The 25,492-nt window shown below is 37.0% G+C and carries 20 protein-coding genes; 15 read left to right on the forward strand and 5 right to left on the reverse strand.

Features of this window, described 5'->3' with window-relative positions; translation table 11 throughout:
• The first annotated feature begins 115 nt into the window (after window positions 1-115).
• The 5 genes from QQS39_RS04335 to fbaA all read left to right on the forward strand — a co-directional run bounded on the left by QQS39_RS04335 (window position 116) and on the right by fbaA (window position 7,793).
• A complete protein-coding gene (locus QQS39_RS04335) occupies window positions 116-1,339 on the forward strand; it encodes a hypothetical protein (RefSeq protein WP_285805455.1) in 1,224 nt (407 codons plus the stop codon).
• Window positions 1,340-2,127: 788 nt separating this feature from the next.
• Window positions 2,128-4,122, forward strand: coding sequence for a transketolase (gene tkt / locus QQS39_RS04340; protein ID WP_151434417.1), 1,995 nt, complete (start codon window positions 2,128-2,130; stop codon window positions 4,120-4,122).
• Between the two features lie 257 nt (window positions 4,123-4,379).
• Window positions 4,380-5,399, forward strand: coding sequence for an erythrose-4-phosphate dehydrogenase (gene epd / locus QQS39_RS04345; protein ID WP_151434418.1), 1,020 nt, complete (start codon window positions 4,380-4,382; stop codon window positions 5,397-5,399).
• A gap of 87 nt (window positions 5,400-5,486) precedes the next feature.
• Complete coding sequence (gene pgk, locus QQS39_RS04350) at window positions 5,487-6,650, forward strand: phosphoglycerate kinase (protein ID WP_099074324.1); 1,164 nt, start codon at window positions 5,487-5,489, stop codon at window positions 6,648-6,650.
• Window positions 6,651-6,713: 63 nt separating this feature from the next.
• The gene (gene fbaA / locus QQS39_RS04355) at window positions 6,714-7,793 is read left to right on the forward strand and encodes a class II fructose-bisphosphate aldolase (protein WP_151434419.1); all 1,080 of its coding nucleotides are present in this window, start codon (window positions 6,714-6,716) and stop codon (window positions 7,791-7,793) included.
• A gap of 189 nt (window positions 7,794-7,982) precedes the next feature.
• On the opposite strand, the gene dtpB is transcribed toward fbaA, so the two are convergent.
• Window positions 7,983-9,470 carry a dipeptide/tripeptide permease DtpB gene (gene dtpB / locus QQS39_RS04360; protein WP_151434420.1) on the reverse strand — a complete coding sequence of 496 codons (1,488 nt, stop codon included), beginning with the start codon at window positions 9,468-9,470 and terminating at the stop codon, window positions 7,983-7,985.
• Between the two features lie 598 nt (window positions 9,471-10,068).
• The gene (gene hpaC / locus QQS39_RS04365) at window positions 10,069-10,587 is read right to left on the reverse strand and encodes a 4-hydroxyphenylacetate 3-monooxygenase, reductase component (RefSeq protein ID WP_285805456.1); all 519 of its coding nucleotides are present in this window, start codon (window positions 10,585-10,587) and stop codon (window positions 10,069-10,071) included.
• Between the two features lie 592 nt (window positions 10,588-11,179).
• On the opposite strand from hpaC, the gene hpaR reads away from it, so the two are divergent.
• Window positions 11,180-11,617 (forward strand): homoprotocatechuate degradation operon regulator HpaR, encoded by a 438-nt coding sequence (gene hpaR, locus QQS39_RS04370; RefSeq protein ID WP_151434422.1) that lies wholly within the window; start codon window positions 11,180-11,182, stop codon window positions 11,615-11,617.
• A 65-nt stretch (window positions 11,618-11,682) separates the two neighbouring features.
• Here hpaR and QQS39_RS04375 read toward each other — a convergent pair whose 3' ends face one another.
• Both QQS39_RS04375 and QQS39_RS04380 read right to left on the reverse strand, forming a co-directional pair.
• Window positions 11,683-13,686: a BCCT family transporter gene (locus QQS39_RS04375; RefSeq protein ID WP_151434423.1), complete on the reverse strand. Its 2,004-nt coding sequence runs from the start codon at window positions 13,684-13,686 to the stop codon at window positions 11,683-11,685.
• 364 nt (window positions 13,687-14,050) lie between these two features.
• Window positions 14,051-14,653, reverse strand: coding sequence for a hypothetical protein (locus tag QQS39_RS04380; protein WP_151434424.1), 603 nt, complete (start codon window positions 14,651-14,653; stop codon window positions 14,051-14,053).
• A 274-nt stretch (window positions 14,654-14,927) separates the two neighbouring features.
• On the opposite strand from QQS39_RS04380, the gene QQS39_RS04385 reads away from it, so the two are divergent.
• Window positions 14,928-15,590, forward strand: a complete 663-nt coding sequence (locus tag QQS39_RS04385; protein WP_151434425.1) for a DUF421 domain-containing protein — start codon at window positions 14,928-14,930, stop codon at window positions 15,588-15,590.
• A gap of 88 nt (window positions 15,591-15,678) precedes the next feature.
• On the opposite strand, the gene rnz is transcribed toward QQS39_RS04385, so the two are convergent.
• Window positions 15,679-16,596, reverse strand: coding sequence for a ribonuclease Z (gene rnz / locus QQS39_RS04390; RefSeq protein WP_285805457.1), 918 nt, complete (start codon window positions 16,594-16,596; stop codon window positions 15,679-15,681).
• Between the two features lie 1,373 nt (window positions 16,597-17,969).
• On the opposite strand from rnz, the gene QQS39_RS04395 reads away from it, so the two are divergent.
• The 8 genes from QQS39_RS04395 (at window position 17,970) to QQS39_RS04430 (ending at window position 25,116) form a co-directional block, all read left to right on the forward strand.
• The gene (locus QQS39_RS04395; RefSeq protein WP_151434427.1) at window positions 17,970-18,494 is read left to right on the forward strand and encodes a fimbrial protein; all 525 of its coding nucleotides are present in this window, start codon (window positions 17,970-17,972) and stop codon (window positions 18,492-18,494) included.
• A 388-nt stretch (window positions 18,495-18,882) separates the two neighbouring features.
• On the forward strand, window positions 18,883-21,501 hold the full coding sequence (locus tag QQS39_RS04400; RefSeq protein ID WP_151434428.1) for an outer membrane usher protein: 2,619 nt from the start codon (window positions 18,883-18,885) through the stop codon (window positions 21,499-21,501).
• 29 nt (window positions 21,502-21,530) lie between these two features.
• Window positions 21,531-22,289, forward strand: coding sequence for a fimbria/pilus periplasmic chaperone (locus tag QQS39_RS04405; RefSeq protein ID WP_151434429.1), 759 nt, complete (start codon window positions 21,531-21,533; stop codon window positions 22,287-22,289).
• Window positions 22,290-22,300: 11 nt separating this feature from the next.
• Window positions 22,301-22,861 carry a fimbrial protein gene (locus tag QQS39_RS04410; RefSeq protein ID WP_151434430.1) on the forward strand — a complete coding sequence of 187 codons (561 nt, stop codon included), beginning with the start codon at window positions 22,301-22,303 and terminating at the stop codon, window positions 22,859-22,861.
• An 11-nt stretch (window positions 22,862-22,872) separates the two neighbouring features.
• Window positions 22,873-23,364: a fimbrial protein gene (locus QQS39_RS04415; RefSeq protein ID WP_285805458.1), complete on the forward strand. Its 492-nt coding sequence runs from the start codon at window positions 22,873-22,875 to the stop codon at window positions 23,362-23,364.
• A 10-nt stretch (window positions 23,365-23,374) separates the two neighbouring features.
• Window positions 23,375-23,911: a fimbrial protein gene (locus QQS39_RS04420; protein WP_151434432.1), complete on the forward strand. Its 537-nt coding sequence runs from the start codon at window positions 23,375-23,377 to the stop codon at window positions 23,909-23,911.
• A gap of 18 nt (window positions 23,912-23,929) precedes the next feature.
• Entirely contained in the window at window positions 23,930-24,778 is an 849-nt protein-coding gene (locus QQS39_RS04425; protein WP_151434433.1) for an MrpH family fimbial adhesin, read from the forward strand.
• 17 nt (window positions 24,779-24,795) lie between these two features.
• Window positions 24,796-25,116, forward strand: a complete 321-nt coding sequence (locus QQS39_RS04430; RefSeq protein ID WP_285805459.1) for a helix-turn-helix domain-containing protein — start codon at window positions 24,796-24,798, stop codon at window positions 25,114-25,116.
• The last annotated feature ends 376 nt before the right edge of the window (window positions 25,117-25,492 follow it).

Here is a 25,492-nt window from a genome sequence, read left to right on the forward strand (position 1 = left end):
CTGGGCATGTAGCGAAGGCAACAGTATTAGTGAAGCGCGGGATGGAATATATAAAACTACTCGCCCAGTAACTTGAAATCCTGACATTTATGCAACAAAGAGCCGGGAGCTAACTATGGTTGATAGAATATCAGAGCAAGAGCATCTTGATGGGACTGATTCAAAACGTGAAAAGAGTTATAGAGCGACCACCGAAGACATTCTATTGAATAATAGTCATCGGTATGATGCTAGAGAGATCCTTTCTGAATTTCATAAGGTTGGAAAACATTTTGTTACCCAGCAAAAATTACAACAACTGGCAGTATATCGAGATGAATTAGCCCGCAGTTCCGCTGGTGATTGGATGCTAAGTTTTCTTAACGTCGTCTTGGATAAATTTGATGACACTTATAGTTACCGATCTTATCTAGCACTGGATTTATTACATTGGCAGAATTACACAGAAAATAGTGCTGATTATATCGATTGGCAACTGACTATTATTACTATGGACTTAATCCGTTTTGAGCTAGATGCATTGCGTAATAATGGCAGTTGGCTCTATGAAATGGCGCCAGATCAGCGACTTGTTAATACGCGTTGCCGACGACTGATAAAGTGTATGGGAAAAGTATATCAACGAATGAATATACAGTGGGAAAATAATGAGCGGGATATGATAGCTATCTGCGACACAATTTGTTCTGCTGTGTTTTTACGCTTATCTGATAATGAAAAATTACGCTTAGAATACTCAATGATACCCGTTTATATTAATCATGATGAGTACATTTTTCTACGTATATTACAGGCCTTTGAAATATTGTTTGATTGGCTGGCCTCTTGTTTAACGGAAGTTATTGCCTTTGCTAAATCGGATTTGAAACAAGCAACTGAACTCTTGTTTCTCAGCGCTAATCGATTGAATGAAATGGCAGCACTTTTTCCATTGTTATCGACGTTACGGGTTGATGCCTTTCATAGGTTCAGAGACTATACCGAAGGTTCTAGTGCAATCCAGTCACGCAGTTATAAAAAAGTTGAATCATTGTGTAGTAGACCTGATGCCGAAAGATTCAATTCAATAGCTTATCAAGCGGTACCGGAGGTAAGCGAGGCGATTTTATCTAACCCCGAGACGATTGATCATGTTTTTAATCTTATTCCTCAGGATAATTTGTATAAAGACGATTTTCATCAAGCGATGGCGTCGTTTGGATTAGGCATGAAAATATGGCGGCAGTCGCATTACGGTATTGCTGTAAAAATGCTGGGCGCCTCGCCAGGTACTGGTAATACTGAAGGTACTGCCTACCTTAAAGAAGTAAGAAAAATACCGGTCTTTAAAAATATCTGAACAAGGTTAGTTATAACCACATTAAATGATAATTCAATTCGGAGGGATGCCTTCCATTACTAAACCCCAGCATTTATGCTGGGTTTTTTGCTTTGCAGACTTTCGCGTATTATTAAGTAAGCTGTTTTTTGAAACTATTTTTCTGCAAAAATAATAATAGAAAAAAATATTCAATTAACACAGAAAAAAGAAACTTTAGGCTTATTGAAAGTCAAAATACGAAAAATATATTCTTTTTTGTAATAAAATTTATAAAAACCATTCTTGTAATAACCTAATTACTTATTTTCTCACTCGTTTTGCTAAGGTAATAAGTAACATTTACGTTACCCTGATTTTTCCTTTTAGCTATATATGATGTAAATAAGATTTTTATTACTGAATCAGTGAATTATCTGCTTTTTATCTTTTTTAAGCTCTTATAATTCTACGTCTTTGTAACAAGTTCAGTTAGTTATTAGGTTATAATTAAAACAAATACGGTATTTATTTGATTTGATGGATAATTCAGCAATGAAATTTTATCTTGATTAGTCATATCAAGCTAAGGTTTAATAGCACGCTTCTCAATTGCGCAAGTCATTGCCTTTTTTGCTTTTTGTTGCGCAACAATGCGGTGGTGTAATGTTATTTTCCGCTTTGATCGTAAAAAATGCCGTGCAAATCAAAGAATTATTGCTTTATGCTAATTACGATAGCCACCTTTGTGGATTTTTTATATTGCGGTTTTTTGCCCGCATTGAGAGAATCAGCTATCTAGATGCTTTTTATCCGACTTGGAGTAGAAAATGACCACTCGTAAAACCCTTGCTAATGCGATCCGTTTTTTAAGTATGGATGCTGTGCAAAAAGCGAAATCAGGACACCCCGGCGCCCCTATGGGTATGGCTGATATTGCAGAAGTATTATGGCGTGATTTTTTAAATCATAACCCAACTAACCCTAACTGGGCTGATCGTGACCGTTTCGTTTTATCTAATGGTCATGCTTCGATGCTGATTTACAGCTTACTGCACCTGTCTGGTTATGAAGTTTCTTTAGATGATCTGAAAAACTTCCGTCAATTGCATTCTAAAACACCGGGTCACCCAGAATATGGTTACACCCCAGGCGTTGAAACAACAACGGGTCCTTTAGGTCAAGGTATTGCAAACGCAGTGGGTTTTGCTATTGCAGAACGCACATTAGCCGCTCAATTTAACCGTCCTGGTCATGATATTGTTGATCACTACACCTACGCCTTTATGGGTGATGGTTGTATGATGGAAGGTATCTCTCACGAAGCGTGTTCTTTAGCGGGAACATTACAGTTAGGTAAACTGATTGCATTCTACGATGACAATGGCATCTCTATTGATGGTAAAGTGCATGGTTGGTTTACTGATAATACCGCAGAACGTTTCGACGCTTATGGCTGGCATGTAATTAGTGGCATTGATGGTCACGATGCAGCAAGCATTAAAGCCGCAATTGAAGCAGCAAAACAGATCACTGACAAACCTTCACTGCTGATTTGTAAAACCACTATCGGTTTTGGTTCTCCTCATAAAGCAGGTACTGCGGATTCTCACGGTTCTCCATTAGGTGATGCAGAAATCGCTGAAACACGTAAAGCGTTAGGCTGGGAATACGGCCCATTCGAAATTCCACAAGAAATTTATAAAGAGTGGGATGCGAAAGAAGCGGGTAAAGCAAAAGAAGCGTCATGGGATGCTAAATTTGCTGCATACGCAGCACAATTCCCTGAATTAGCGGCTGAATTCAAACGTCGTGTTTCTGGTGAATTACCAGCAAACTGGGAAAAAGATTCCAAAGCATTTATTGAAAATCTGCAACAAAACCCTTCAAGCATTGCAAGCCGTAAAGCGTCTCAAAATGCATTAGAAGCATTCGGTAAAGTATTACCAGAATTCATGGGCGGTTCTGCGGACTTAGCACCAAGTAACTTGACTATGTGGTCTGGTTCTAAAGCGCTGAATGAAGACGAAGCGGGTAACTACATCCATTATGGTGTGCGTGAATTCGGTATGTCTGCAATCATGAATGGTATTGCATTACATGGCGGTTTTGTTCCTTACGGCGCTACCTTCCTGATGTTTATGGAATATGCACGTAATGCTGTACGTATGGCTGCACTGATGAAGATCCGCAGTATCTTTGTTTATACTCATGACTCTATCGGTCTGGGTGAAGATGGCCCAACTCACCAACCTGTTGAGCAAATGGCAAGCCTGCGTGTAACTCCAAACGTGAGCACATGGCGTCCATGTGACCAAGTTGAATCCGCTGTTGCATGGAAATATGCAATTGATCGTAAAGATGGTCCAACAGCGCTGATCTTCTCTCGTCAAAATCTTGCACAACAACCACGTACTCCAGAGCAACTGGCGAATATCGAGAAGGGTGGTTACATCCTGAAAGATTGCGCGGGTACTCCAGAATTAATCTTTATTGCGACAGGTTCTGAAGTTGAATTAGCGGTTAGCGCTTATGAACAACTGACAGCTGAAGGTCGTAAAGTACGTGTTGTTTCTATGCCAGCAACAGATGCATTTGATAAACAAGATGCAGATTACCGTGAAGCAGTATTGCCAACATCAGTGAAAGCGCGTGTTGCTATCGAAGCTGGTATTGCTGACTACTGGTTCAAGTATGTTGGTTTAGATGGTGCGATTGTAGGTATGCGTAGCTTCGGTGAATCTGCACCTGCAAACGAATTATTTGAAGAGTTTGGTTTTACTGTTGAAAATGTGGTTACACAGGCAAAATCTTTACTTAAATAATCAATAAATGTTAACAAGAGCACATTTTTGGGAAGAATTTCTCAGATGTGCTCTTTTTTTATCCTTCCATCTTTGTTTACTATTGCGATCTTCTCTCATTTCTCGTAATCTGATTATCAGTAAGCTGAACCGTTTCAGTTAATCCTAAAATGTCGGTGACTGCACAATTTCTAGATTTACTTGATTTATCGTTGTTGATTAGTATGTTGCTCTATTATTCTAAGCGGTTGCAAATCACGAGTTATCAAGGAAGTCACATGACAATCAGAGTCGCTATTAACGGTTTTGGTCGTATAGGGCGTAATGTGTTAAGAGCGCTTTATGAATCAGGTAAACGAGCTGAAATAACGGTTGTTGCAGTAAATGAATTGGCTGATGCACAAGGTATTGGGCATCTTCTCAAGTATGACTCCAGCCATGGACGTTTTGCTTGGGATGTACGAATTAATAACGATTTATTGCAAGTGGGTGATGATACTATTCGCTTATTTCATCACGCTGATATTACGGATTTACCTTGGGGTGAACTTGGTATTGATGTCGTACTTGATTGTAGTGGTGCATATGGCTCACGAGCTGATGGCGAAGCGCATATTGCACAAGGCGCAAAGAAAGTGCTTTTTTCTCATCCCGGTACAACAGATTTAGATGCAACGGTCGTTTTTGGTGTGAATCAACACGAACTTAAAAAAGAGCACCGAATTGTTTCAAACGCATCTTGTACAACAAATTGCATTATTCCCATCATTAAAATGATGGATGACGCGTTTAATATAGAGTCAGGAACAGTAACAACAATCCATGCAGCCATGAACGATCAACCTGTGATTGATGCATACCATAAGGATTTACGTCGTACTCGTGCTGCAGGACAATCTATTATTCCTGTTGATACAAAACTGGCGGCAGGAATTACGCGGATCTTCCCGAAATTTAGGGATCATTTTGAGGCAATTTCTGTACGAGTTCCTACAATTAATGTGACGGCAATTGATTTAAGTGTCACTGTAAAAACTGCTGTAAATGTGTTAGATGTCAATCGGTTAATTCAAAAATCAGCAACTGGCGCATTTCGTGGTATAGTGGATTACACAGAATTGCCATTAGTCTCAACTGATTTTAACCACGATCCTCATAGTGCAATCGTAGATGGCACACAAACAAGAGTCAGTGGGCAACACCTGATCAAGACTTTAGTCTGGTGTGATAATGAATGGGGCTTTGCTAACCGAATGCTTGATACAACGTTAGCAATGGCTGCAACTGGTTTTAAATAATCATGTTTTAATGACGGTGTCGCGTAATAATACAAGGCACTGAACAGAAGATTACTAAATTTTAGAGAATCAATGAGAGGATTCATCATGTCTGTAATTAAGATGACCGATTTAGACCTAGCGGGTAAACGAGTTCTTATCCGTGCTGACCTGAACGTTCCAGTTAAAGATGGTAAAGTAACTTCAGATGCACGTATCCGTGCTTCTTTACCAACAATTGAAGCCGCGTTAAAACAAGGCGCTAAAGTGATGGTAACTTCTCACTTAGGTCGTCCTACTGAAGGTGAGTACAACGAAGAGTTCTCTTTAAAACCAGTTGTTGACTATCTGAAAGATAAATTAACTGCACCAGTTAGCCTTGCTAAAGACTATTTAAATGGTGTTGAAGTCAATGCCGGTGAATTAGTTGTTCTTGAAAACGTTCGTTTTAACAAAGGCGAAAAGAAAGACGACGAAACGCTGTCTAAACAATACGCTGCATTATGTGATGTTTTCGTCATGGATGCATTCGGTACTGCTCACCGTGCTCAAGCATCAACTCATGGTGTTGCTAAATTTGCACAAGTTGCTTGCGCGGGTCCTCTGTTATCAGCAGAGCTTGAAGCATTAGGTAAAGCATTAGATAAACCTGCTCGCCCAATGGTTGCGATTGTTGGTGGTTCTAAAGTATCAACTAAACTGACTGTATTAGATTCTTTATCAAAAATTGCTGACCAATTAATCGTTGGTGGTGGTATCGCAAATACCTTTATCGCAGCAGAAGGTCATCCAGTTGGTCGCTCTTTATATGAAGCAGACCTAGTTGATGATGCTAAAAAGCTGATGGAAAAATGTGATATTCCAGTGCCAAGTGATGTTCGTGTTGCAACTGAATTCTCTGAAACTGCAGAGGCTGTTTTAAAATCAGCAAGTGATATCAAAGATGATGAACAAGTACTGGATATCGGTGATGTTACAGCAGAACGTTTAGCAGAGATCCTGAAAAACGCGAAAACTATCCTGTGGAATGGTCCAGTAGGTGTGTTTGAATTCCCTAACTTCCGTAAAGGTACAGAAATCATCGCTAATGCTATTGCAGATAGTGAAGCATTCTCTATCGCTGGTGGTGGTGATACGCTGGCTGCTATTGATTTATTTGATATCGCAGACAAAATCTCTTACATTTCAACCGGTGGTGGTGCTTTCTTAGAATTCGTTGAAGGCAAAAAACTTCCTGCTGTTGCAATGTTAGAAGAACGCGCTAAACAGTAATTAAGTCAGCTCATACAGGTAGAAAGCCATTTTCTACCTGTTCCAAATATAGGATCTTATTACATGTCTAAAGTTTTTGATTTCGTGAAACCGGGTGTCATCACTGGTGATGATGTACAAAAAGTATTTGCAGTAGCAAAAGAAAACAAATTTGCTCTGCCTGCGGTTAACTGTGTAGGTACTGACTCAATCAATGCTGTGTTAGAAGCTGCTGCGAAAGTTCGTTCTCCTGTTATTGTACAGTTCTCTAACGGTGGTGCTGCATTTATCGCAGGTAAAGGTCTTAAATCTGATGTACCACAGCAAGCTGCTATTTTAGGCGCAATTTCTGGCGCTCATCATGTACACCAAATGGCTGAATACTACGGTGTTCCTGTTATTCTGCATACTGACCACTGTGCGAAAAAATTATTACCATGGATTGATGGTCTGTTAGATGCTGGTGAAAAACACTACGCTAAAACAGGTAAACCACTGTTCTCTTCTCACATGATTGACTTATCTGAAGAATCATTAGAAGAAAACATCGAAATCTGTGCTAAATATTTAGCGCGTATGGCTAAAATCGATATGACTTTAGAAATCGAATTAGGCTGTACAGGTGGTGAAGAAGACGGTGTTGATAACACAGGTATGGACAGCTCTGCGCTTTATACTCAACCAGAAGATGTTGCTTACGCATACGAAAAACTGAGTGCGGTAAGCCCTCGTTTCACTATCGCGGCATCTTTCGGTAACGTTCACGGTGTTTATAAACCAGGTAACGTTCAGTTAACGCCAAAAATTCTACGTAACTCACAAGACTACGTATCTGAGAAATTCAACCTGCCACACAATAGCTTAGACTTCGTTTTCCACGGCGGCTCCGGTTCTTCAGCAGAAGAAATCAAAGAAGCTGTTGGCTATGGTGTTATCAAAATGAATATCGATACAGATACTCAGTGGGCAACTTGGGATGGTATCTTACAGTTCTACAAAAAGAACGAAGGCTATTTACAAGCTCAGTTAGGTAATCCAGAAGGTGCTGATAAACCTAACAAGAAATACTACGACCCACGTAACTGGTTACGTCATGCACAATCATCAATGGTTGTTCGTTTAGAGCAAGCATTTAAAGAATTGAATTCAGTTGATGTTCTGTAATTGGATCATTCTTAATGATTAAACTAAACCCGCTTATTTGGCGGGTTTTTTTATGTCTGGCAAAAAGCTATCAGGCAGTTTGTCTATGATGATATTTCTCTTTAAATATTAACGATGAAATGCATAGGTATAAAAAAAGCGCCTATTAATAAATAGGCGCTTATATCAAGCAATATATTGATTGAAAGATTAGCCTGTGACTTTACCGTCTCTGCTTTCTTCTTTCATCATGCGATTTAATAAAGGTACGGTTGCCCACATAACGATACCGACAATTAAGGTCACAATACCAATTTTACCAAATACATCAGTATAAATAGGTAATGTTTGTAGTGGATCAGTAATGCCTTCTGGTGCTGCGGTGAAAGTCGCTACATAACCCCCTAACAGATAAGCGGTGGCTTGTGTTAAGAACCACATACCTAAAATAAAGCCCATCATGTATTGCGGCACGAATGCTGCAACCATTGCTAAACCTAACGCACTGATCATCAGTTCACCTAAGCTCTGGAATAAGTAAACCAGAACGATAAACCAAGGAGATGTTAAGCCTTGAGCATCGGCAAACCACATACCTGATGCTGCCGCTGTAAGGAATCCTAATGAGCACAGAAGCATACCAGCAGTAAACTTCGCAGGCATTGAGAAGTCTTTACCTTTCGCGCCAAAATGGCTGTAAGCGATAGCAAGGATTGGGCTAGCAACAATGATCCAGAATGGGTTTAGTGCTTGGAAGCTTACAGGGTTAATATCAAAGCCTAAAAGCGTGTGATGAACGTTATGAATAGCAAAGAAGTTCAGTGAGGTTGGCATCTGAGCATACAGAATATAGAAAACAACAGCTTCTAACATCAGAACAAATGCAACATACATTTTATTACGAGCGACTCTGTCTTTTTGTTTAAACGCTTCACGGAAATAAATGAAGACAACAATAATAGACAGGCTGACTAAAACGATATTTGCAATCATTACGTTGTGCAGTAACCATGCACAAACAAATACCATTGCAACAGAGCCAGCAATTACTAATAACAGTTTGCTAAAGCTCATCGGTAAATGGTCTGGTTCAGAACCAATATTGGCAACCATTTTACGACAGAAGAAATAAACTAATAACGCCATGAGTAAGCCAATACCACAGATATTATAAGTCAATGCATATCCGTAACGTTCAGCCAGTACAGGGGCGATAGATAAAGAAATTAAGGAGCCGATATTGATCGACATATAAAATAGCGTAAATGCACCATCAAGACGTGGATCTTTAGGTGGGTAACATTTTGCTAATAAGCTGGCAGGGTTGGCTTTAAATAAACCATTACCGACTGCGATAGTTCCTAATGCGTAGAAAATTAAATTAGGGTACATAATTGACATACCAGTCATGAAATAACCGATAGCCAAGACGATAGCACCTAAAACAATAGTTCGTTTTGTTCCTAATAAGTGGTCACCAACATAACCACCAATAGAAATAAGCCCATAAACCAGTGCAGAGAATGCACCAAAAGTAATAAAAGCCTGTTCTTGAGAGAAACCGAGTTTACTAACAAAATAAACGGCAAGAATACCTTGTACGCCGTAGTAACCAAAACGTTCCCATAATTCTACAAAGAAAATCATAAAGAATGGTTTAGGCTGTTGTAATAAACCGACTTGAGCGGGTTTATCCATATCTGTAATGCCCCTAATTATTATTTATTTTCAACAACGATGTTATTTACTCACATTCACGAGGAATGTTACACGACGGTAACATTATCTGTCGCATTTAGAGTGATGTTTGCAAATTTAAGAAGGTAATCAGCAAGTCGAGTAGACTAATATATTGATGGAATGACTTCTCAAAGGTTGATCACACTGTAGGTAAGATTAATACCAGATTGAAAAAAATATTCATTAGTTTATTTTCAAATAAAGTCATTTAATTGATCTTTGGTATAAAATATAACCAAGGAGATTATTGTTTGTTTATATTTTAATCTTAATAAATTAAATAAAGATAAAGAGAAAAAGTAGAGCGAAAATATTTTTGATTATGTGACTGATTGATTCTAGAAAGAAATTTTTCATTATAATTAAAAATTAATCTTTTATAACAAACAGATGTTAATAAATATTTAATAAATATCTAAACGCTAGTGAATGTTATCTAGTTAAATAAGTATTCATTTAATATAAATAAATATTTAATTTTATGATGTGATTATAATCAATAAAAAAACGCCCTTATTAAAAGTGCGTTTTTATCTTGAGGTAAAATAGGTGAACTTTAAACGGAGATTAGTACTTGTTCATTTTTAACAGAATGGAAACGACGTTTGAAATAAATAAGCCCATCACCATCTTCACGTACTGAAATATTCTTAATTTCGGTCATATAAACAAAATGTGTACCCACTTGGCGTACATCATAAATATCGCCTTCTAAGCAGGCGAGCGCATTTGCTAATACGGGTTGTTGTAATTGCCCGTGTTGCCATCCTGGTTGGGTAAAACGCTCTGCCATTGCAAGCCCTGTCATTCCGGCGAAATGACATGCCATTTCTTCTTGCTCATGATTCAATATATTGATGCTTAATTTTCCATTTTCTTGAAAAATAGCGTTCATTTGACTTTTACTGTTGATGCAGACCATCACGGTAGGCGGGTTATCAGTAACAGAACATACTGCTGTTGCTGTTAAGCCACAACATCCCGCATCACCATTTGTTGCCACGATATTGACCGCAGCACCTAAGCTTGCCATCGCATCCCGAAAAAGTGGGTTAGCCTGTTTTTTCTCAGACATTATTTACTCCTACTGCCAGACTTCTCATCTGTGGGCGTCTTCACTTAAAATAATTATTAGTTAGATAACTAAAAAATCACCTAACTACTCCGCTAACAAAGTTGTAATGCTATTGCCGGTTTCTTTGTTGCGTTGTTTTAAAGCCGTAACGCTACCGCGCATGAACAAAGATAGCAATCTTTCTTTGTTACAACTTGTTAACTTTATCTCAAAAAACAGTGAGACAACCTTATCGCTAAGCGCCATTATTCCTAATTTAGAGGTGGGATAATAGGCAAATTAGGCTACTTTTTTTGATTGGTAAAGAGATAACACAAATTGCCAACTCATAAAAAATGCGTCTAGCTCAAGATATTGTGGAAGATGACATTAATCTTAAAAAAGGAACATGGGTAATAAATTGCCCAAAGGGAAGGAAATTGCAAAAATTGAGTCAACTTTATTTATTTGTTAATATGAATAATTGTAACAATTAGTCTATTCTTAAAATATAGTTATTCTATCAACCATAAGTAGCGGTATTTTTTCACTGTCTATATTGCGTGATATTTTGTCATTTCACCTATAACACCATATAAAGAGCTTCTTGATTATGCATGAATCATTAACTATCGCGCTGCTACAAGCACGGGAATCTGCGATGGGTTTTTTTCGACCTGTTCTCAAAGAGCATAATCTGACAGAACAGCAATGGCGGATCATTCGTGTACTTGCGGATAAACGTTCTATTGATTTCCACGAGTTAGCGCAAAAATCGTGTATTCTTCGACCAAGTCTAACGGGTATTTTGATTAGAATGGAAAGAGACGAGCTAATTTGTCGTTTAAAACCAGTAAGTGACCAACGTAAACTTTTTGTTTCGCTTTCTGCTAATGGGCAAAGTTTATACGATAAGATCCAGCCCAAAATTGAAGAAGGCTATCAATTACTTGAGCAAAAGTTTTCGACTGAAAAACTACAAAAGTTATCTGGATTATTAAAAGAACTGATTGCGCTTAACGTAGATGATGTAGAACAATCAGAGAAATAAGCTATGTGATAAGAAAAAAGGAGATGCCATGGCATCTCCTTTTTGTTGCTATTATGCAGATAAAATTATTGCTTACCTAATACATGTAAGAAGTGAATGTGTTTTTCGTACTGATCAAGGATATCGTGAATGATTTGTTCTTTCGTCCAACCCATTACATCGTAATCTTGTCCACCTTCTTTTAAATGAATTTCAGCACGATAATATTTATGCTCTTCATCTCTTTCTTCATCACTGAGTCCAGCTAAAGCAAAGGCGGGTTGAGTATAAAAACGCAGGCGAACTTCATAGAAGAAATTCATGTCATCGCCTAAATCGACTTCAAAACCAATTCGATCATCTTCTTCATTATGGATAAAACATTGTGTCGCTTGCTTACTTAATTCGGCAGACACCATTTCCATTGAGGGTTGGATCACTTCATCCATAAAACGTTTTACATGAGAGCGTTTAGGAAAATAGGCAATATTTCTTAAACGACGTTGCCAAGGGATCGGATTGCGACTTGCTGGTGGTGCAATTGTCGTTAGCTGTTGGCTATCACGTTTATATACATCCACTCGCAATGCTTTTATTAGTCCATAAATAGAAGCAAGCAATACCATTGAGAAGGGAAGAGCGCTTGCAATGGTTACTGTTTGTAGCGCGGTTAAACCACCGGCTAACAATAAAGTAATTGCAGAAATGCCCATTAAACTCGCCCAGAAAATACGTTGCCATACTGGTGTTTCGCTATCACCGCCAGAAGCTAAAGTATCAACAACCATAGCGCCAGAGTCTGCCGAAGTCACAAAAAAGACAACCACCATCAACATCGCAAAGAAAGATAAAACGGATGAGAATGGGAAATAATTTAAGAACTCAAATAGAGCCAATGACACATCTTGCTGCACGATATTGGCGAGAGTTTCGGCACCTTTATCTTTGATTAAATGAATAGCTGTGTTACCAAAAACAGTCATCCAAAGTAAGGTAAAACCAGCAGGAACAAATAGAACACCAATAACAAATTCACGAATAGTACGGCCTCGTGAAATACGGGCAATAAACATCCCTACAAATGGAGACCATGAAAGCCACCATCCCCAATAAAGCAGTGTCCATCCCCCTAACCAATCACTCGATTTTGGCTCGTATGCGTAAAGATTAAAGGTTTTACTGACAATTTCGGATAGATATCCCCCTGTATTTTCAACAAATGATTTTAATATCAATACAGTTGGACCGAGAATAATGACTAATAAAAGAAGAATAACCGCCAATCCTAAGTTAAGTTCAGATAAAAAACGAATGCCTTTTTCTAAACCAGAAACAACAGAAATGGTTGCAAGTGCGGTGATCACAACAATCAATATGACTTGAACAGAAGGGTCAATAGGTACATTAAAGAGGTGATTTAAACCCGCATTAACTTGCAGAACACCAAAGCCGAGGGAGGTTGCGACACCAAATACAGTTCCCATAACAGCGAAAATATCAACCGCATGACCAATTGGGCCATGTATGCGATCACCAATAATTGGATAAAGTGCAGAACGCAGTGTTAACGGTAAACCATGGCGATAAGAGAAGAAAGCTAAGATCAACGCGACAATAGCGTAAATTGCCCATGCATGTAATCCCCAGTGGAAAAAGGTTAGGCGCATGGCTTCTTTTGCGGCTTCTATGGTTTGAGCTTCACCTGTTGGAGGCATCAGATAATGCATAACAGGTTCAGCAACACCAAAGAACATTAAGCCAATCCCCATTCCTGCTGAAAAGAGCATGGCAAACCAAGCAAAATAACTAAAGTGAGGGCGAGCATGATCAGGCCCTAACTTGATTTGACCAAAGCGGGAAAGCCCCAAGTAAGTCACACTCAGCAAAACCAATGCAACGGCTAGAATGTAGAACCAGCTCGCATTTGTGAAGAGGTTTTCCTGAAGATGACCCAGTTTATCATTAGCCAACTCTGGAAATAACGCAGAGAAACCAACGACCAGTAAAATTAACAATGCTGATGTATAAAAAACAGGAGGATGAATTTTCACCCTAACTTTTTGAGGGGTTATATCGTTTTGTTGACTCATAGTTAACCTATTATTGTTATTTTCCTAGAAAGAAACTTTTCGCTACCCATTGTCTGATTGCTTATGTCATCAGAAAAGAAAAGTTCATAAGAAAATTTGAATAAAGCACCAAATTGGCAAGGTGTTTTATAAAAGCACGGAAGTAAATTATTTTTTCCGCAAGATGAAGAAAACTGCAATTAAATCAATTTATTAATAAACTTATATCTTGGATGCTTTCGCTCTTTAATAGGTTTCTCCTGTTGAAAAAAGGAGAACATGGTTACATTTTTTGCTTAATCGATCAACCCTTGTCTTTTTTAGTGCAAAAAAAAGCCAGTAAAAATTTACTGGCTCTCAATTCATCAAAAAAACTGAAATCGGATTATTTGTTTTCAGCTTTTAAATCATCAATTTTTTGTTTGGCTTGATCAGTTAATTGGTCAGCTTTATCAAGCGCTTTGTTTTCAGTTTCTTGGGCTTGCTGTTTTACATCATCACTTGTTTTTGCAGCATCACCTTTTAATTGATCAACTTTCTTATCTGTCTCTTGCTTTAAGTTATCAATGGTTTTATTTGCATCTTGTTTTAATTCAGCCGCTTTCTCAGCTAATTTATCACTTTCGGCATCTAAGCTTTGTTTGATTTCATCAGCCTTAGCGGATGCAGCTTGTTTTAACTCATCTGTTTTTTCATCAGCTTGCGCTTTTAGCTCAGCCGTTTTTTGTTCCGCTTTATCTTTTAGCTCTTGAGCTTGTTGTGTTAATTCATCTGCTTTTGCTGATGCATTTTCTTTCAAGTCTGCGGCTTTATCTTTGGCTTGTTCAGTTAACTCATTAGCTTTATCTTGCGCTGTTTCAGTAACTTGAGTTGCGGTTTCCTTTGCCTTATCAATGCCCTCATCGACTTTCTTAGATGAATCATCACAACCTGCTGTAATGGTAACAAGACCCGCTAGAACCAATGAAGTAAGTAGTTTTTTATTCATTTTTTTCTCCAAAATGTGTGTTCAAAAACAATTCAGTGATATCCCGCGTAAGAACTAGAAAAGGCGAGAAGCTATTGTGTTGATTGAAAAGATTACGACAAAACTATCTGAATAAGTATAGTTCGAGTCCTAAAATCAACAAACCTAAGTATATTAAGAGTTTTTTCTTAGTCAAATTCGATGAAAAATAAAGCAAAAACAACGTGGATTTTTATCTGGATGAGATTTTCTGCTTTATAATAAGTGCAGAAATTATTGGAAATGTGAGGGGCAAATGGAATATTACTTTCTGGTTGTTATCAAATTTATTATTGGTTTTACTATCATATTAGCGCATATGAATTTATCGGGTAAAACACAACTCTCTCAATTAACACCTATTGATTTTATTGGAAATTTTGTACTCGGTGGCATTATGGGTGGGGTAATTTATACCGATGCGATCCCTCTTTATCAATATATTATTGTCTTCTTAATAGGTGTTTGTTTTATCTCTTTGCTTAATTATATCAGTAAGCGCTTCAACTTCTTCCGTGCAGTGACCATTGGTAATCCTATTCCTATTATAAAGAAGGGCGAGTTTATAATGGAGAACATCATGGAGAAAAAGAACAAAATAGACATTTTAAATATCACGTCTCGTCTTCATGCTCAGGGTATTCATTCGTTTCAAGAGGTCAATTACGCACAAATTGAACCGGATGGACAAATCACTGTGGTATGTGATGGCGCAAAAATGCCTTCGATTATTGTTATGAAAGACGGTGTTATTCGAACATCAGAGTTAGCACAAATAGAAAAAGATGAAACGTGGTTACAAGATGAGATGAAAAATCAGCATATTGATAAACCAGAAGATATTTTCTTGGCTGAATTTTGGGATGGAAAAGTCAATTTTATTTTGCAAGATGGAAAGATAAAACGAACTACGTTATAGATAAATCGCTAAAATATACGTCGATGAGTGGCGTCTGATTTATTACAGTGGCGACATATATCGCCACTGTGATATGGCAAAAGCACAATTACAACTTAAATACCTCAAAATCAGAGGCCATTTCAGTATGGCTAAAGATTTGTTGGCTTTCATTGAGTAATTCAGCACACTCTTGCGGTGAATAACGACTACTAATATGCGTGATAATCAGTCTTTTGATATTCGCATCTTTGGCTAACTGTGCCGCTTGTACTGTTGTTGAATGCCCTCGGCTGTTTGCTTGCTCTGCCATTTCATGTTTAAACGTCGCTTCATGAACAATAACATCTGCGTTATTAGCCAGCTTTAATGCATTAGGCGTAGGTTGAGTATCCCCAAAAATCGCAATACAACGACCTTTTATTTCTTCACCAATATAGTCTTTACCATTAACAGTTCGCCCATCTGGTAATGTTATGGTTTTGCCTTGCTTTAAGTCTTGTAACCAAGGACCAGCAGGAATATTTTCCGCTTTCAGTTTTTCTGCATCTAATTTACCTAGTTTGTTTTCTTCTTCTAAGCGGTAACCAAAACAAGGCACGGGATGAGACAATGCCTCACAACTGACTTTTATACCTTCTTCTTCAAACAGAAAGCCGGCTTTGTCAATTTCAACAATATTAATAGGGTAAGTTAAATAGGATTGGCTTAATGTTAGCGCCGTTTCTATAAAGGCTTTTATACCTGCAGGACCATATACCGTTAAAAGTGTTTCCGTTCCACCCATTGAGCGGCTACAAAGTAATCCCGGTAAACCAAAAATATGATCACCATGTAAGTGGGTAATGAAAATTTTATTTAAACGCGGCAGTTTCACGCGGGTATGCAATATTTGATGTTGTGTCGCTTCGCCACAATCAAACATCCACATACTTTTTTGTTTATTTTGTAAATCGAGCACCATACTTGTGACATTGCGATCTTTAGAAGGAACGCCAGCATTTGTGCCTAAAAAAGTCAGCTCCATAATGAAATATTTTCTCCATGTTGAATTCACCCCTAACTTAACGTAGGAACTTTAAGCTATTGTGCCATGTATTACCGCTGTTACAATTTTCTTTTCGTGAGTTAACAAACTGTAACAATTTGTTTTTTGACGCAGAGCGTAATCACGTTAATTGATAGTGCTTAATTTTGCTATTTAGCGAGTTAAGATTGAAAAAAACAACCCTTATAGTCAACTTAATATGAGTATCTTATTTAGATAATCATGTTGAGATTTAGATATACATTAATGTAAATGAAAACAATGTATATTATTTAGGCATTAACACTATTCTTTATTCAGCGTGTAAAATATCGCCTATATACAAAGAAAATGATTAAGGGTTATCCTAAATGTTGCTTTATTTTTCAAAAATATCTTTTATTCTTATTGTAAAAATTAATATTAATTAGATTTAAGATCTTTTTTCTATCGTTATTGTTGTTTTTTGTATAAATATAAAATTAATCTTTTTTACATTATGAAACAAAATTGCTTTTATTTTATACTTTAAAATATGCAAATATATCTGATATAAATGTGGTTTTTTGCATGGATAAAAATAATACATTTGGAGTATATTTACTTATATATTAAGTAGGGATGGAAGAATGTATGAGTAATTTATTAATAAATATAGCAAATTAATGATTTAATTTTGTTTGTATTCAATGTGTTACAGTTATTCCTTAAATAAGGAGCTTATTGGGCATTGTTTTTTATAACTTAGTTGTATTGAAATGGAACAATTTAATATAAAAATAATTAACAATTCTATATATTAATAATTATTTAAATCAATTGGTTATCTATATTTATTAAAAAATTGTAAAAAATTAGTTAAAATGGTGATGCAGTAAGAATATAAGTAGTATTATTTTTATCCCATATCTATTTTAAAAAAGCATAAATAACATTTTAATCTTTAAATTCATTCAAATCAGAATTTAAACCCTAATCATTTCCCATGTCGAACTTATTTTTAGATGATTGTTTCAATCACTCTTTATGAGTGTAATTATATTCTGAGTATTCCAATAAAAAATACAATTAATATCAGTGAATTAATAAATTTATATTTAATTAAAATTATGCGGTTTGACTTAAATAAAAACGCAGAGAATAATAAGCCTAACTTGATATGACCTGTTATCTAATTGCATAAATTAATTATTATTCAATTAATTTAATTAGCCAATTAATAATCAAGGTGATTGGGTTTGGTAAATAAATAGAATCCTGTAATTTTATTAAGCATGGTTATTTAGCCGTATTTTATGGGCTAATTTACCTGATTAATTAATTGTTGTTAATTATTATATTTTCATTAATTACTTTATTTTAGGAAACATAAAATGAAATTAAAACAACTAGGTTTGGTATTAGGTTTATCTGTAATGGCTAGTTCTGCGTTTGCAGCTGGTGATCAGGGTCATGGTACTGTTGAGTTCTACGGTTCAATCATCGATGCTCCATGCTCTATTGATCCTGAATCTGGCGCTCAACGCATTCCTTTAGGTCAAGTTTCAACAAGTGCGCTGAAAGATGGTGGCCGTAGCCATTCTCAATCATTCAAAATCAAGCTGTTACAGTGCTCTACTGAAACTTATAAGTCAGTAAAAACCACGTTTACTGGCGCAGAAGCAGCTGATGTTTTAGAAGGCTCTTTAGGTATTGAGGGTATCGCTAAAAATGCAGCTGTTGTCATTACCAATGCGGGTGGTGAGCAAATTAAATTAGGTCAAGCAAGTGCAGCTCAAATGCTAAATGATGGCAATAATGATTTAAATTTTGCCGCTTATTTACAAGGTTCAACAAAAGCTGCCGCAGTACCTGGTGATTTTACTGCTATCGCAACCTTCGCATTATCTTACCAATAATAGCAAAAGCAAACTCTGTATAAGGATATACAGAGTTTATTTTCTTAGGAGCTATTTTAAATTTTGGAGTAGAGAAAAAATCGCGACACATTGACATGATTGATATTACTAATATAAGCATGGCTTAAATATAAGCAAAGTTTAAGTATTTGTCCGCGATTGGGTTCAATAAGTGTTGAAAATAGGGCGTTAAAACTGACCTGTATTATTTTGACTAAGCGTTGTTATTGGGCAACTTTATTTAGTGTAACTTCTACTCTTATTTCATGTTTTTTCATTATTGGCACGGATAGTCAAAAGCGATGATTTTCCATAAATGGGTATTTAGTATCTCGCAACACTAAATTCCCAATTTAGATATCATTAAATGGATTGGTTAGGTTTATTTATGGCTAAATTATTCAAGACTACTGATACAAAAGTTGAAGATAAGAATAAGCAGTACAGAATTCTCCCTATTGCCACACTGATCTATTGCGTTATTTGGGGCATGTCAGGTGTTCCTCATTTGGCATTTGCTACAACAAATAACGTTGAGTTTAACTCAGATATTCTTGATTTAAGAGATAGAGAAAATATTGATTTATCAGGGTTTTCTCAAGAGGGGTATATCACTCCTGGTCGATACGATTTTATTATTAATATTAATAATCACGAGCTAAGTAATTCATATAGCATTGATTATCTTGTGCCTAAAGATGATCCAAAAGGGAGTGAGCCTTGTATTCCGCCGCCATTAGTTGAGCAATTTGCATTGAGACCCGAGTGGCTTACAAAAATCACATGGAAAGATGATGGCGCTTGTCTTAATGAGGCATCATTACCAGGGATGACGATAAAAACAAACTTAGGGAGTGGTGTTTTTGCAATAACCATTCCTCAAGCTTATGTGGAATATTCATCACCTAACTGGGAGCCACCTTCTCGTTGGGATGAGGGAATTGCAGGCGTGCTATTTGACTATAACGTTAATGCCAATGTCAGAAATCCCACAGATGGAAAACAAAAACAGCAAGTCACAGGAAATGGGACAACGGGAGCCAATTTAGGTGTTTGGCGTTTTAGAGCTGATTGGCAAGCAAGTTACGAACATACCACTGGGGTTTTTGATAGCACAAGAAACAGTTGGAAATGGAACCAATATTATCTCTATCGTGCGATCTCTAAGTGGGGAAGTCGCCTTATTATGGGCGAATCTTATTTACGTTCTGAGATTTTAGATAATTTCCGTTTTACAGGAATTAGCCTTAATTCTGATGATCAGATGTTACCGCCTAATTTACGAGGGTATGCACCTGAGATAACAGGGATAGCAAAAACGAATGCCAAAGTGACTGTTAGTCAGCAAGGCCGCGTTATTTATGAAACACAAGTCGCACCAGGGCCATTCCATATTCAAGATATGAATGATGCAGTGAGTGGGCGTTTAGATATTCGTGTTGAAGAGCAAGATGGCTCCATACAAGAATATCAAATGGATACAGCAAATATTCCTTATTTAACACGCCCAGGTCGTGTTCAATATAAATTATCAGCAGGTAAGCCTTCTAAGATTGATCATAAAACAGAAGGTCCTATTTTTGGTATGGGAGAGTTTTCTTGGGGTATCAATAATGGCTGGTCTTTATATGGTGCAGCGTTAGTTTCAGGTGACTATAACTCAACATCGATTGGTTTTGGTCGCGATTTAATGATGTTAGGTGCGATTTCTTTTGATGCTACTCATTCATGGGCCAAAGTTCCCAATGAAGATAAGCATTATCACGGTGGCTCCTATCGTGTTAGTTACTCAAAACGTTTTGAATCAATTGATGGGCAACTGACATTTGCAGGTTATCGCTTCTCTGATCACAACTTTATGAGTATGGATCAGTATTTAGATCGTCGTTATCGCAATGGCTCTCAAGACAATAATAAAGAGTTTTATACCGTTACATTAAGTAAGCAATTTCAGCAATGGGGATTAAGTGCCTACATTAGCTATAACCATCAAACATACTGGGATAAACCTAATAACGATTATTACAATTTCTCCTTATCAAAATATATGGATATTGGAAAATTTAAAAATATTAATCTGAGTTTATCGGCTTATCGAAATAGATTTAATGGGAATAATGATAACGGTGTTTATTTAAATGTCAGTATGCCGTGGAACGATAAAGCCACTATTAGTTATAACACCGTTATTAATCGTGGCGGTAACTCACATAACCTCAGCTATTTTGATCGTATTGATGATAACAATAACTATCGCTTAGGTGCGGGAGTCAGTAGTCGCGGTAAACCATCTGCGGATGCTTACTATACCCATTATGGTGATGCCGCATTGGTAACGGCTTCAGCAAGTCATATTAATGGTGATTACACCTCTGCCTCTTTATCTTTTCAAGGTGGGGCAACATTAACAAGTAAAGGCGGTGATTTTCATCGAAATAGTATTCCAGGTGCTGCTCGACTATTAATTGACACAAAAGGCGTCGCTAACGTACCGGTGAAAAGTTTGAATGCCGTTTCTCATTCTAATTATTTTGGTAAAGCAGTCATTCCCGATATTAATAATTACTATCTGGGAAGTGCTTCTGTCGATTTGGAAAAATTGCCAGATAATGTTGAAGCATTACGCTCAATTCAACAATTAACGTTGACAGAAGGGGCTATTGGTTATCGCCAATTTGATGTGATTTCAGGACAAAAAGCGATGGCAATTGTGCGTCTACAAAATGGAACTTATCCACCTTTTGGCGCAAGCGTTATGACATTAAATAGTCGTGAATTAGGCATCATTAATGATAACGGTAATGTGTATTTAAGCGGTATTAATTCTGGCGATACGCTAAATGTACGTTGGAACGGCCGCAATCAATGCCAGCTAATTATACCTCAATTAGCGGATGCTCAACTGATCACTTCTTTAGCATTAACGTGTGAAGGAGGATCACCTGCGATTACAACACCGCTGGTGGAAGAACATAAACCGAAAAAATTCTTTCAATCTAGCAATTAAATAATTTACAGAAAAAAGAGTAATTAAAGATGATGGCTTTGAAACGTTCATACATTGTAGCAACCACTTTATTGACGGGAATGATTTTTACTCAACAAGCGATAGCCGCGATCGCATTAGATCGTACTCGCGTTATTTTTAATGGTGGCGAAAAATCAGTAAGTCTTAATATTAGTAATCAAAATAAAGAATTGCCTTATTTAGCTCAAGGATGGATGGAAAATGAGAACGGGGAAAAAATAGAAAGCCCCCTTATTGTATTGCCACCTATCCAACGAATTGAACCAAGTGATAAAAGCCAAATAAAAATACAAGCACTGCCAGATATTTCTAAATTACCCAATGATAGAGAGAGTGTTTTTTATTTTAACTTACGCGAAATTCCGCCACGCAGCGATAAACCTAATGTATTACAAATAGCATTACAAACGAGAATTAAATTGTTTTATCGACCAAAAGCAATTTATGCCACACAAACCGATTTAAGTAATCCTTGGCAGGAAAAAATCACCTTAACTAAGCAAGGCGATAGTTACATTGTGCATAACCCAACGCCTTATTACGTCACTATTGTTGACGGATTAACAGAACTTAAAGGTGAGAGTTTAGAGGGGTTTGTGCCTTTAATGGTTGATCCTAAAGGGCAGGGAAAACTGAACTTAAAAGCTTCTGAATTTGGTGTGTTCCCCGTATTAAGTTATATCAATGATTATGGTGGACGCCCGAGATTGAAATTTAACTGCAATGGCTCTGAATGCAAAGTTGTAGAAACCGACTCTGGATATTAATAGGGTGAAATATGTTTATAAAACAGCAGTTTAATGGGATTTTGGCAATCTTTATTTTTATTCTACTTATTTCTATGGGAGGAGTAAGTTCAACTGCTGTTGCAAACGTATTTCCTAGAGCAATGGTGTCACGCGATGATCCCGTGGAGCCTATCTATCCTATTCGAATTAATATCACTGGTTATGTTATCGCATTCCCACCTTGCATGATAAATGATGGCAAAACAGTAGAAGTTAATTTTGGTGAAATACTGAGTACTCAGGTTGATGGTTCTAATTATAAGCGACCTATTAATTACAATGCTTCATGTGAGCATATGCCTATCAATACACTGAATCTCTCAGTCGATGGCAATGGAACTTTTTTTGATGCAAATGCTTTAACGACAAATATACCGGGTTTAGGTGTGCGTGTTTTGTATCAGAACAAAGAACTTAAGTTAGGTCAAAAAATTAATTTTACCTACCCTGATTTACCTGTACTTGAAGCTGTGCCTGTGCGTGATCTTTCTACTTCGTTAACCGGAGGGGATTTTTCTGCTACCGCAACATTACGTATGGAATATCAGTAGGAGGATATTTGATGTTTTCTAAATCAAAACAGGCTTTGCTTATTACTTTATTTGCTGTTTTTCCATTATGGAGTGACGCTGATGAACCTAATTTGAGGCTATTTGGCACGTTATTAATTCCACCACCTTGTGTGATTCAGGACAACGGAATGATTAGCGTCTATTTTGGCAACAATGTTGGTGCTAATCGAATTGACGGTATTAATTATACGCAACCTGTGAATTACACCTTGAAATGCGAAGGTAACTCAACGCAGTGGGCATTAGGGCTTTCAATTATAGGGATCAAAAGTCAATTCGATGATGCGGCATTACAAACCAATATCACGGATTTAGCTATACATATTACAAGAGATGGCGAGCCTTTTATTTTAAATGAACGCTTTGTTATTACGCCCAATAAACCTCCCATAATTCAAGCTGTTCCCGTAAAAAGACCCGGAAGTACTTTACAAAAAGGGGCTTTTGAAACAACGGCAACCTTACTTGCTGAATATCAATAGGAGTATGAGGATGGCATTAAAAATATTATCACTGAGTACCCTTTTATTAATAGGGAATATTTCAATGGTTAATGCAAATCCTAATATGCGTTTTTATGGCGAATTAGTGGATGATCCCTGCGTCATTAATCCTGGGGATGAAACGGTGATACTCACATTCGGCAATGTGCCAGAGAACTTTTTTTATACGGGGATCGGCAGAACAGATAGCCAAGGATTTGAGATCCATTTATCAGAATGTGATCTTTCGATTAATAAAAAAGTCCGAGTCACTTTTAAAGGAGATGAAAATCAAGCAATGGCAGGGAAAGGTTTTCTTGCATTAAGCCCAGGTAGTAGAGCTTCTGGAATTGCCATTGGGTTAGAGGACGCCAATGGAAGCCCGTTACGGATAAATCAGCAATCTAGCAGTATAGCCCTAGATTCAGGAAGCTCCGTTTTAAAATTTAGTGCTTTTATTCAAGCCGAGCCAGCAGCTATCACTAACCAGTCAATAAGACGGGGTCGTTTTAGCGCTATTGCTACATTCCATCTGAATTATGACTAGTGTTAACTTGGGGTTTATATGCTGATATTTAAACGAAGATTACTTTTTTCTTTATTCACTACCACGTTATTTTTTTCAACATCCTCACTTGCGGCGATTTTTTCTTATATTACAGAATCGAAGCCGGTTGGTACTGATGGAAAAGGTGCTGATTACACTTTTATCATCCAGCGTTGGGACCCTGAGCCGCCTACAGCAATGAATCCTTGTTATAAGAAAAAACCTTGTTATATAACGATTAATCATCGCCATCAACCTAATCAATCCGGTGGTTCTGCAACGAGAACCATTCTAAGTGATGGGCATAAATACCGCACTATGGAAGATTTACGTATTGCGGTTACGAAAGAATTAGGGGGATTTCCTTATGGCCCCGATGTAGCAATACATCGATACGTTGATACGAACTCTCTTCAAGAATGTGTGGGGATTTTTTATCAGCCTAATGCTTATGGTTTTGCTGACAATGGCTATTTATTGCCAGGGTCTATCTGTGCTATTGCGCCTCCTCCTATTGGGCACTGTGACATTTTAGCCGATTCTGTCGATTTAAATTACGGCAATCTTAGTGAAAATGAATTGGATGGTGCAGTGCGTTCAAAAACAGTAAATATAACGTGTAATCAAGATGTTACTTTAAATGTTATTGCAACAGGAATGATGAGCAGGGGAGTATCACTACGCAGTGATGATAGTTTGTACGCTAATTTATTTATTAATGACAGGCCTGGTGAAGAGGGGGATGTCATTTTTGTTGGCAAAGGCCAAATGACCTCTATACAAGTAAGTTCTAAATTGATAACCAATGGACATGTTGCTCCTGGTTACTTTTCTGGTTCTGGGGCGTTGATCTTAACGTTACCATAATAAAAGGTTGAAATATCATGGTGAGATATCGTCGCGCAAATATTGATGTAAATGTACTCGTAGGTAAACGGATACAGATAAAACGTAAAGAGTTAGGTTACACGGGAAGCCAATTAGCGGCTAAATTAGGTGTTAGCCAACAACAATTCTCCCGTTATGAAAGAGGAATGAATAAAATAGATTTAAGTTATCTTGTGTTATTAGCGAACTACTTAAATACCCCTATTCATTGGTTTTTTGAGGATTGTTTCTCTTCTACTTCATCAAAAAAAAGCAAACTTTTTGATAAACACAGTAATAACTCGGCGAGGAAAGCGTTAGAAGCATTCTTGTATTAGCCTTTATTAAAGACAAAACAGAGCGTGTATTTTTAATAGTAACGCCTATTTAGATAAGGCTAAGAGGGGGATTTTTCGCTGTTTCCGTCGATAAGTCTATTTTATACGCTTGATATGAGGTCTTTTTTTATATGCAACAGGTAATCACTATCCCTCTTTCTATTTCTAGGGATAGTGATTACCTAATATGTATAATATGTAGGAAAATACGACAAATAACAGCTAATAATATTTTGAATAAACTTTATCTAATATGACTCTTAGTTTGTTATAAATTATTCTAATGTATCTGGTGGTTTTTTATACCTGTTTGAAATGGCGATAATAGACATCATTAAATTTAGAATGATAAAAGATTATGCATAAAATAGGATTA

It is taken from the genome of Proteus appendicitidis (genome assembly GCF_030271835.1).
Taxonomy (GTDB): Bacteria; Pseudomonadota; Gammaproteobacteria; order Enterobacterales; family Enterobacteriaceae; genus Proteus; species Proteus appendicitidis.

Bases quoted from the DNA above. Each gene is read 5' to 3' on its own strand.
- QQS39_RS04410 (WP_151434430.1), top strand. From the start codon at position 22,301: ATGTTTATAAAACAGCAGTTTAATGGGATTTTGGCAATCTTTATTTTT.
- epd (WP_151434418.1), top strand. From the start codon at position 4,380: ATGACAATCAGAGTCGCTATTAACGGTTTTGGTCGTATAGGGCGTAAT.
- hpaC (WP_285805456.1), bottom strand. From the start codon at position 10,587: ATGTCTGAGAAAAAACAGGCTAACCCACTTTTTCGGGATGCGATGGCA.
- pgk (WP_099074324.1), top strand. From the start codon at position 5,487: ATGTCTGTAATTAAGATGACCGATTTAGACCTAGCGGGTAAACGAGTT.
- QQS39_RS04395 (WP_151434427.1), top strand. From the start codon at position 17,970: ATGAAATTAAAACAACTAGGTTTGGTATTAGGTTTATCTGTAATGGCT.
- QQS39_RS04380 (WP_151434424.1), bottom strand. From the start codon at position 14,653: ATGAATAAAAAACTACTTACTTCATTGGTTCTAGCGGGTCTTGTTACC.
- QQS39_RS04430 (WP_285805459.1), top strand. From the start codon at position 24,796: ATGGTGAGATATCGTCGCGCAAATATTGATGTAAATGTACTCGTAGGT.
- QQS39_RS04415 (WP_285805458.1), top strand. From the start codon at position 22,873: ATGTTTTCTAAATCAAAACAGGCTTTGCTTATTACTTTATTTGCTGTT.
- hpaR (WP_151434422.1), top strand. From the start codon at position 11,180: ATGCATGAATCATTAACTATCGCGCTGCTACAAGCACGGGAATCTGCG.
- rnz (WP_285805457.1), bottom strand. From the start codon at position 16,596: ATGGAGCTGACTTTTTTAGGCACAAATGCTGGCGTTCCTTCTAAAGAT.
- QQS39_RS04420 (WP_151434432.1), top strand. From the start codon at position 23,375: ATGGCATTAAAAATATTATCACTGAGTACCCTTTTATTAATAGGGAAT.
- QQS39_RS04405 (WP_151434429.1), top strand. From the start codon at position 21,531: ATGATGGCTTTGAAACGTTCATACATTGTAGCAACCACTTTATTGACG.
- QQS39_RS04425 (WP_151434433.1), top strand. From the start codon at position 23,930: ATGCTGATATTTAAACGAAGATTACTTTTTTCTTTATTCACTACCACG.
- QQS39_RS04385 (WP_151434425.1), top strand. From the start codon at position 14,928: ATGGAATATTACTTTCTGGTTGTTATCAAATTTATTATTGGTTTTACT.
- QQS39_RS04400 (WP_151434428.1), top strand. From the start codon at position 18,883: ATGGCTAAATTATTCAAGACTACTGATACAAAAGTTGAAGATAAGAAT.
- dtpB (WP_151434420.1), bottom strand. From the start codon at position 9,470: ATGGATAAACCCGCTCAAGTCGGTTTATTACAACAGCCTAAACCATTC.
- tkt (WP_151434417.1), top strand. From the start codon at position 2,128: ATGACCACTCGTAAAACCCTTGCTAATGCGATCCGTTTTTTAAGTATG.
- QQS39_RS04335 (WP_285805455.1), top strand. From the start codon at position 116: ATGGTTGATAGAATATCAGAGCAAGAGCATCTTGATGGGACTGATTCA.
- fbaA (WP_151434419.1), top strand. From the start codon at position 6,714: ATGTCTAAAGTTTTTGATTTCGTGAAACCGGGTGTCATCACTGGTGAT.
- QQS39_RS04375 (WP_151434423.1), bottom strand. From the start codon at position 13,686: ATGAGTCAACAAAACGATATAACCCCTCAAAAAGTTAGGGTGAAAATT.